Source organism: Paenibacillus sp. FSL R5-0527, from assembly GCF_038008055.1.
Lineage (GTDB): Bacteria > Bacillota > Bacilli > Paenibacillales > Paenibacillaceae > Fontibacillus > Fontibacillus macerans.
Window position 1 is genome coordinate 1 of sequence record NZ_JBBOYI010000003.1, and the last position, 6,124, is coordinate 6,124.

General features: G+C 43.5%; 11 protein-coding genes and 1 pseudogene. All 12 read right to left on the reverse strand.

Going from position 1 to position 6,124, the window contains the following annotated elements; translation table 11 throughout:
* Positions 1-80: 80 nt before the first annotated feature.
* Entirely contained in the window at positions 81-884 is an 804-nt protein-coding gene (locus tag NYE69_RS33165; RefSeq protein WP_340930664.1) for an ATP-binding protein, read from the reverse strand.
* The gene (locus NYE69_RS33170) at positions 772-1,578 is read right to left on the reverse strand and encodes a hypothetical protein (protein WP_340930650.1); all 807 of its coding nucleotides are present in this window, start codon (positions 1,576-1,578) and stop codon (positions 772-774) included. The genes NYE69_RS33165 and NYE69_RS33170 overlap by 113 nt, the downstream gene beginning before the upstream one ends.
* 8 nt (positions 1,579-1,586) lie before the next feature.
* On the reverse strand, positions 1,587-2,108 hold the full coding sequence (locus NYE69_RS33175; RefSeq protein ID WP_340930651.1) for a hypothetical protein: 522 nt from the start codon (positions 2,106-2,108) through the stop codon (positions 1,587-1,589).
* Entirely contained in the window at positions 2,105-2,539 is a 435-nt protein-coding gene (locus NYE69_RS33180; protein ID WP_340930652.1) for a hypothetical protein, read from the reverse strand. Before NYE69_RS33180 ends, NYE69_RS33175 begins: the two co-directional genes overlap by 4 nt.
* 14 nt (positions 2,540-2,553) lie before the next feature.
* Positions 2,554-2,880, reverse strand: coding sequence for a hypothetical protein (locus NYE69_RS33185; protein ID WP_340930654.1), 327 nt, complete (start codon positions 2,878-2,880; stop codon positions 2,554-2,556).
* A gap of 8 nt (positions 2,881-2,888) precedes the next feature.
* A complete protein-coding gene (locus NYE69_RS33190) occupies positions 2,889-3,287 on the reverse strand; it encodes a single-stranded DNA-binding protein (RefSeq protein WP_340930656.1) in 399 nt (132 codons plus the stop codon).
* Positions 3,284-3,925 carry an ERF family protein gene (locus tag NYE69_RS33195; RefSeq protein ID WP_340930658.1) on the reverse strand — a complete coding sequence of 214 codons (642 nt, stop codon included), beginning with the start codon at positions 3,923-3,925 and terminating at the stop codon, positions 3,284-3,286. The genes NYE69_RS33190 and NYE69_RS33195 overlap by 4 nt, the downstream gene beginning before the upstream one ends.
* A gap of 4 nt (positions 3,926-3,929) precedes the next feature.
* The gene (locus NYE69_RS33200; protein ID WP_340930659.1) at positions 3,930-4,418 is read right to left on the reverse strand and encodes a siphovirus Gp157 family protein; all 489 of its coding nucleotides are present in this window, start codon (positions 4,416-4,418) and stop codon (positions 3,930-3,932) included.
* A gap of 49 nt (positions 4,419-4,467) precedes the next feature.
* Positions 4,468-4,665, reverse strand: a complete 198-nt coding sequence (locus tag NYE69_RS33205; protein WP_340930661.1) for a hypothetical protein — start codon at positions 4,663-4,665, stop codon at positions 4,468-4,470.
* 438 nt (positions 4,666-5,103) lie between these two features.
* Positions 5,104-5,361, reverse strand: a complete 258-nt coding sequence (locus NYE69_RS33210; RefSeq protein WP_340930662.1) for a DUF7667 family protein — start codon at positions 5,359-5,361, stop codon at positions 5,104-5,106.
* Positions 5,362-5,375: 14 nt separating this feature from the next.
* Positions 5,376-5,654 carry a hypothetical protein gene (locus NYE69_RS33215; RefSeq protein WP_340930663.1) on the reverse strand — a complete coding sequence of 93 codons (279 nt, stop codon included), beginning with the start codon at positions 5,652-5,654 and terminating at the stop codon, positions 5,376-5,378.
* Positions 5,655-5,668: 14 nt separating this feature from the next.
* Positions 5,669-6,124: pseudogene (locus tag NYE69_RS33220) on the reverse strand (ORF6N domain-containing protein); the annotation flags it as partial.

Genomic DNA, 6,124 nt, shown 5'->3' on the forward strand with positions numbered 1-6,124 from the left:
TTCAAAAGCTTCACGCCCTTTTTGTAAAAATAATTCCGGGTCTTTATCGAACAGGTCGTAATCGTCAATGTGTTCCATGTTTATACCTCATCTTTCAGCCGGTAGTTCATTTCCTCGCGGCTTCCATTTATTACGGCTTTATAATCCTTTGTAACCTCTGCAATACGGCTGCCCATTGCTTCGTCGATATCTAACAAGTCCGAAATGCTTCGTTCTGTGCTGACCAGGATGGGCAGGTTATTCAAGTATCGATAATTAAGAACCGCCCAGGCCGTCTCAAATTGGTAGTCTGTGGGCTTGCCTCGTCCCTTGAAAAGATCGTCCAGGAAAAGAACCTCACATTTTTGCATGCGCTGGATGATTTCTTGCTTTTGTTCAAAGTCCGCGCTTGTCAATTCCTTCATGCCTTCAACCCAAGGGAAGTAGAAGACTTCTACCCCTTCGTCGAGAAGGTTGTTAGATACCGCCGCAAGCAAATGCGTTTTGCCACACCCAGGATTGCCCATTAGCGCTATGCTGTTCTGTTTGTTCTTCCGAATCTGCTGGAAGGCAAGGACATAGGCTTGTGCAACTCTCTTCGCCTGTTTGATTGGTTCAGGCCTATCCGATACATCAAACGATTTGAAAGTTTTGCTTTTAAATTCGTCCGTAATCTGCGCCGCCTTGACCTTGCGTTGTATATCCTGCATTTTTCGAACGTTGCAATGGGTACATTCTTTAAGTGTCCATGTATCAACCCATATATCACCTGTATCTTTGCAGTGAGGGCAATTATATGAGTCTTGAGAGTTCTTCGTCGCTGAATTCTCCAACGCTTGATGTTTGGTCGAGGCTCGTAATCTTTCGATCCGATCTGCCATATCCTGGCTTAGAATCCCTTTCATACTTCGGAACCCCTGAACTTCTTCCAACTTTCTCACCGTCCTTAATCGGGAATATCCCTTGCCACCCATTAAGTATGGATTGGTTTAAAATCTCTGCCTTTGTTTCGTCGTCACTTGCTAGGTCATTCAGCTTTTTGAGCAATAGCTTTATCGCTGCATCCGTCATTGGCTTTTTGCTCTTTTTGCGATATTCGTAAAATGAGTTCAAAGATTCCAGTAAAACAGGATTTGAGGTGTAATCCTCAAATGCGGTATTATCTTTTAATTCTTTTGTTCTTTTGTTCTTAACATTCTTTACATTCTTGTTTGTGTTCACTTGTTGTTCAGTTGTTGTTCGCTTGTTGTTCACTGGTTGTTCATATTGTTGTTCATCAGATTGGTAGTCAGACCACGAAACTATTGATATTAAGCGGTTTTTATTGCTTCCTTGTTGTTCAATTTGATGTTCGATTTCGAACGATTTTAAGATTCGTTGCACCTTACTTTCCGAGATGTTAAATTTTTCCGCTATGGCCTTTCGACCAGTTATTAATTGCCCCGGTTGGAGCAATATTTTGTCACCTGCGAATATCGCCGGATACTCTTTATGAGTTGCATTCAGAAGTAAATAAGCCCAAACAGCGATATGGTCACTATCCTTGCATACAACCGGGTTTTCCAAAGTTTTGCGGTGAAGTTTAATCCACCCGTCCATTTCACCACCTACTTAGTGAATAGTTCCAGTATCTCCCTTTCAGGCTGGTTTACCATTCTGTAAGGCAGAACGATATAATCAGCGTCTTTGAAATATACTGGAGACATTGGGCCGGTCATTAAAATTTCGCCAACGTAGTCATCAACAGCTAGCAAAAGCTTTTCATTGACGTATGCAAAGACATCATTTGATTTAAAGACTCGCGCTTTCATTCCTGAAATATCGTAAGCAAATCCTGTATCTTTACCCTTATTCCCAGCGACCGCCCCCCTTACAATAGAGGCATGGTCGATATGGCCACCTTTCAAAATTGAATCCGAAAACCGATCATATCTTATATGCATTCCCTCTTCCGGGAATTGGGTAAATATTGCAAATAAACCAATCTGCACATCTCGCGGTATCTCTTTGAAATTGACTAACCAATATCTATCTGTGATGGTGTGTATCCCGTCTTTCAGTGACCAAATTAAGCGTTTCTTTGATGCCTTGATTTGCTTACAAAGACCATTGATATTAAGACCGTTCATTGCTCTTTTGCTCCTTTCGTTTTAGTTTTGCTCTCGATTTTTGCCCTATCTCGTAACTTAGCTAAAATTCCGCTTGGGTCTTGACCGTGCTTCTTGGCGTTCAGATATTGTAGTAGCAGCGGCATAAATACCTTTTTGTTGGAGTGAACGATTTGGTGCATCTCGTTTGAAAGCAACACGCAATTCCAAACCTCATATTTGCCACCGCCGCCTCCCATGCCGCTATATTCAACTCGATGAAGGTGAAGCCCAGGCCCAGGCTTGCCGCTTATAAGGCACCAATTCCCGTCACGCTTTTTGACTTCTGCCCGGACCTGTTCTTTGGTCATTTCGACGTCTTTTTTCTTGCGTTTTCGTTGTGATGTATCAACCTTGTTGCGCCTTTCCGTTTTTCCGGGCTTTGGCGCTGGATGGAATCCGAAATCATACATGAGGATCACCTCACTTAAACGTCTGTCTGATATTTCAAGATGGTTTGTAAGGCCGAAACCTGCGTTTTAATTGCCTCAATCGCTTCTGTGCCTGCCCTGAACTGTGCCTCGGCAAAATCGCGCTGAAACAACGAATCAGCAACGTTCCCCTTCGCAATATCCGTGATGATAGAAATCGGGACTTTCTCGGCACGTAGTCGTAGAATCTCCTGGGCAAGCGCTAGGCGGTAATCTCGTTCAGCCTCGGCCTTTGCCTTTCCCAACCCGAACAACGCGTCAGCAGACTTCCTGAGCCGCTGTGAGGCTGCGTGAATCTCTTGGTTAATGTTAGTAAGTTCCATAAGTCACCTCAAAACGGGAGATCATCGTCTGAAATGTCGATTGGTTTTCCATCATCCTTGAATGGATCGTCACTCTTTGGCTTGTTGTCTTTATTGGATTCAAGGAAATGAAGTCTATGGGCTAATACTTCTGTGACAAAAACTCTTTTATTGTCATTTCCTTCATAACTTCTCGTTTGAATACGTCCCTCGATCCCAACCAAACGCCCTTTTCGAAGGTAATTAGCAGCCGTTTCGGCAAGCTGCTTCATGGTTACGATTGGAATAAAATCCGCGCTCGTTCCATCCTGTGAGGTGTAACCACGATCAACCGCCAATGTAAATTTAGTAACTGCCGTACCATTAGGGCTGTATCTTAGTTCAGGATCGCGTGTAAGGCGTCCCGTTCCGCTCCAATTGTTCATCATTGATTGTTTTCCTCCTCGGCCTTCTTTTCTTGGATTTTCTTAATCAAAGCCTGTTCCATGTCGGAATAACTCCACTTTTCCCCAGTCTTCTTAGTAACCCATTCGCTGAATCCTTCCAGACTATTGTTGTTGAGGAGTTTCCATTTAGCCTTAAGCGCGGAAGGCGGTTGCTTTGGCTGCTGTGTTGTTGCCGGTTCATTCCCCTTGCTGTCCTTGCCGTCTGGATCATCTTCATCAGTGGGCAATCCCAGGCTTTTTAAGAGGTAGTACCTTTCGCTATAAGTCAGTGCCGATCCGTAGGCTTTGGAAATTTCGTCTTGTTGCCCATAATAAGCCCAGGTGACTGATTCCCTTTCTGTTGGGTTATCCCCGTTGATCCAGGTATAAGACATTTCGCCCTTGACCACGAAATCTAGCGCATCTTTGCCTTTTGCTGTCTTGTAAGCGTGGGTGTGATGTTCTCCGACTTGCGTCGAAGGAAGAAGCAAAAGGTTAAGTTCGTTCATTTTGTCTTTGATTTTGGACAGCACCTGATTTCCCGATACATAGGAGTAACCATAGCCCCTGGTATCTTTGGAAAACCCTCCGGCCACTTCACGCACTTTTACAAGCTTTTGCCACAAATTAAGTTCGCTCATATAATCACCGCACTCTCAAAGACTTTTCTTGTACAACCTGCACGCCGGGAATATCCTTGCCCTGTTTCCACGCTTCGATAATCTCTCTCTTTTGCAACTGTGGCACTGGCTCGGGCGTCACAAAATACTTTTGTGGGATATCAAATTCATCAAGCACGACGACTTTAGGCGGATTGGATTGGAGGGAGATGGTAAAGAGTTGCCCCTTCACCTTCTCCAATTCCATCCGTTTCATGATCGTTTCAACGTTTTCTTTCAGCCGTACAAAACTGTTTTCGATAGATTTGCGGCGAGCAGCAAGGCGTTCCTCTTCTTCCTTAATGGCTTTCGCTTCTGCTTCTAAAGAACGGATCACTTTGATTGTGTTCTCAATTTTTTCCTCGATCTTTCCTTCAAGGCCGACTAAAAACTCCTGTAGCTGCTCGTTATCCGGGTTATCAATTGCCATTTCAAGCAACGTTTCATACTGTTCTGACAGTTCATATAAACGCATGGGCTTTACAACCTCCTAAATAATGTGATAAATTGAATCCGATAAATTTTTATTTGAGTGGTGTATGATCGCTGTTGGCGCAGCGGTCATTTTCTTTTCTAAGTTGTCTGCTGATTCGATCAAATTCGTTTCTGTGGATCGCCGATTTAAAGTGAAACTTACCGTTAGCCGAGTAGCCGCCGACAATCTCAAGCGCAAGAATTGAGACAAAATCACCTTTCGCTTTGATCCATTCGCTCATATGCAAGTTCGTCTAACCTCCTAACCTCTACGTATTCGTTACAGTCAATGGCTTCTAGCATGTGTTCCAGGCAATGAGGCTGACCATACACTTCGTATTTAGCCGCCTTTCCACATCCGGCGCATTCGATCATTTCAATAATCCTTTTTTGTTTTTGGCTACTGCGTTGCTGATTGCTGCCAGTTTCTTTTCCAATGGGAGTGCCATCCAATCTTTGCCGATGATTTTCATTTCCTTCACCCTTTCCCAATAAGATGTTTGATTGACTGGTCTAACTCGTGATTCACGTTATCCAAAATGATCCTTGCGTCAGATAGTGATTCCATAAAACATTTGTCGAATGGGTAATGGTCCAAAAGTTTATTCAGCTTATCGACCCGGTCATTTAATGCGGCTTGGATGGTATATAAATCCCCACGTTTGAATTCCATGTGACCACCGCCTTTACACTTCGAATAAGTCCTTTTCAAGCGCTTCTATCCTGCTTCGTATGTCTTTGTGCCAGTCAGTTTCACCAGCTAAGTAAGCTTGATATGAGAGGCTCTTTAATTCATCCAGTCTCTGAATCATCATCAAGTTTTGTTTCAGCAAAGGTTTCAACATCTGAATAGCGACTTCATCAAGGTTCAATTTTCCTTTTTGATTCATCGACATCCATGTAATCAGCGCCATTTTGCGGTGGATTGGATGTATGCCGATCAAGGGGTATCAACTCCTTAGTGGATTTGTTCTCTTACCTTTATCCAAAACTCTTTTTCTTTGTTATACTTAGCCGCAGCTAGTTCTTTTAGTTCTTGGGATGTGTATTCAATAGCCTCCCATTCTGTTTCATCAAAGTCGTAACAACTACAATGCCACCCTTCCAGCACTACATATTTGTCGTATTTAATTTCAAGAAGTATCTGCCGTTGCATTTCATAATCAGGTTCTGATGTACAGGCGACAATAATGTTGTGTGGTTTTATTTCGAGCGACTTCCAATCAACCTTTTCCACTTTATCCTCCTTCCCTACGCCAATGTCCCAATAGACAACTCTTTGACAATAGTCGTATAGATTTCTTTCAAGCGTGGATCAGCTTCGATTACGTCCAGCCGGTTCGTATCGTTAATCTTGGTTTTTGTAGCCCCGGCATCGGCTAAACGGTCCTGCAAGTTTTTAAGCCTAATGTTCAGTTGGCATTTGCCCCGTTCTTCAAGTAGTTGATAGCTTTCGGTTCGGATATCGCGGTAGCTCTTGCCTGATCGGTAAGCAGCGCCGTTAAGCATACCCTTGATCATGTTCCGCCAGTTCTCGTCATGTTGGAGTAACGTTTCCTTAATCACGGTAACCTGATGCTCGGTATGGTTCTGACGTTCTTCGATTTGCATTTGACGGTGTTCCATGGCGATCAAGAGTTGAAGTTGTGGGCTTAAGCCGGTTAGATCGATTGATGCTTCTTTAACCCGGTAATAATCGTCTACCAG

Coding starts and splice junctions, on each gene's coding strand:
- NYE69_RS33165 (WP_340930664.1), bottom strand. CDS start 884: ATGAAAGGGATTCTAAGCCAGGATATGGCAGATCGGATCGAAAGATTA.
- NYE69_RS33170 (WP_340930650.1), bottom strand. CDS start 1,578: ATGGACGGGTGGATTAAACTTCACCGCAAAACTTTGGAAAACCCGGTT.
- NYE69_RS33175 (WP_340930651.1), bottom strand. CDS start 2,108: ATGAACGGTCTTAATATCAATGGTCTTTGTAAGCAAATCAAGGCATCA.
- NYE69_RS33180 (WP_340930652.1), bottom strand. CDS start 2,539: ATGTATGATTTCGGATTCCATCCAGCGCCAAAGCCCGGAAAAACGGAA.
- NYE69_RS33185 (WP_340930654.1), bottom strand. CDS start 2,880: ATGGAACTTACTAACATTAACCAAGAGATTCACGCAGCCTCACAGCGG.
- NYE69_RS33190 (WP_340930656.1), bottom strand. CDS start 3,287: ATGATGAACAATTGGAGCGGAACGGGACGCCTTACACGCGATCCTGAA.
- NYE69_RS33195 (WP_340930658.1), bottom strand. CDS start 3,925: ATGAGCGAACTTAATTTGTGGCAAAAGCTTGTAAAAGTGCGTGAAGTG.
- NYE69_RS33200 (WP_340930659.1), bottom strand. CDS start 4,418: ATGCGTTTATATGAACTGTCAGAACAGTATGAAACGTTGCTTGAAATG.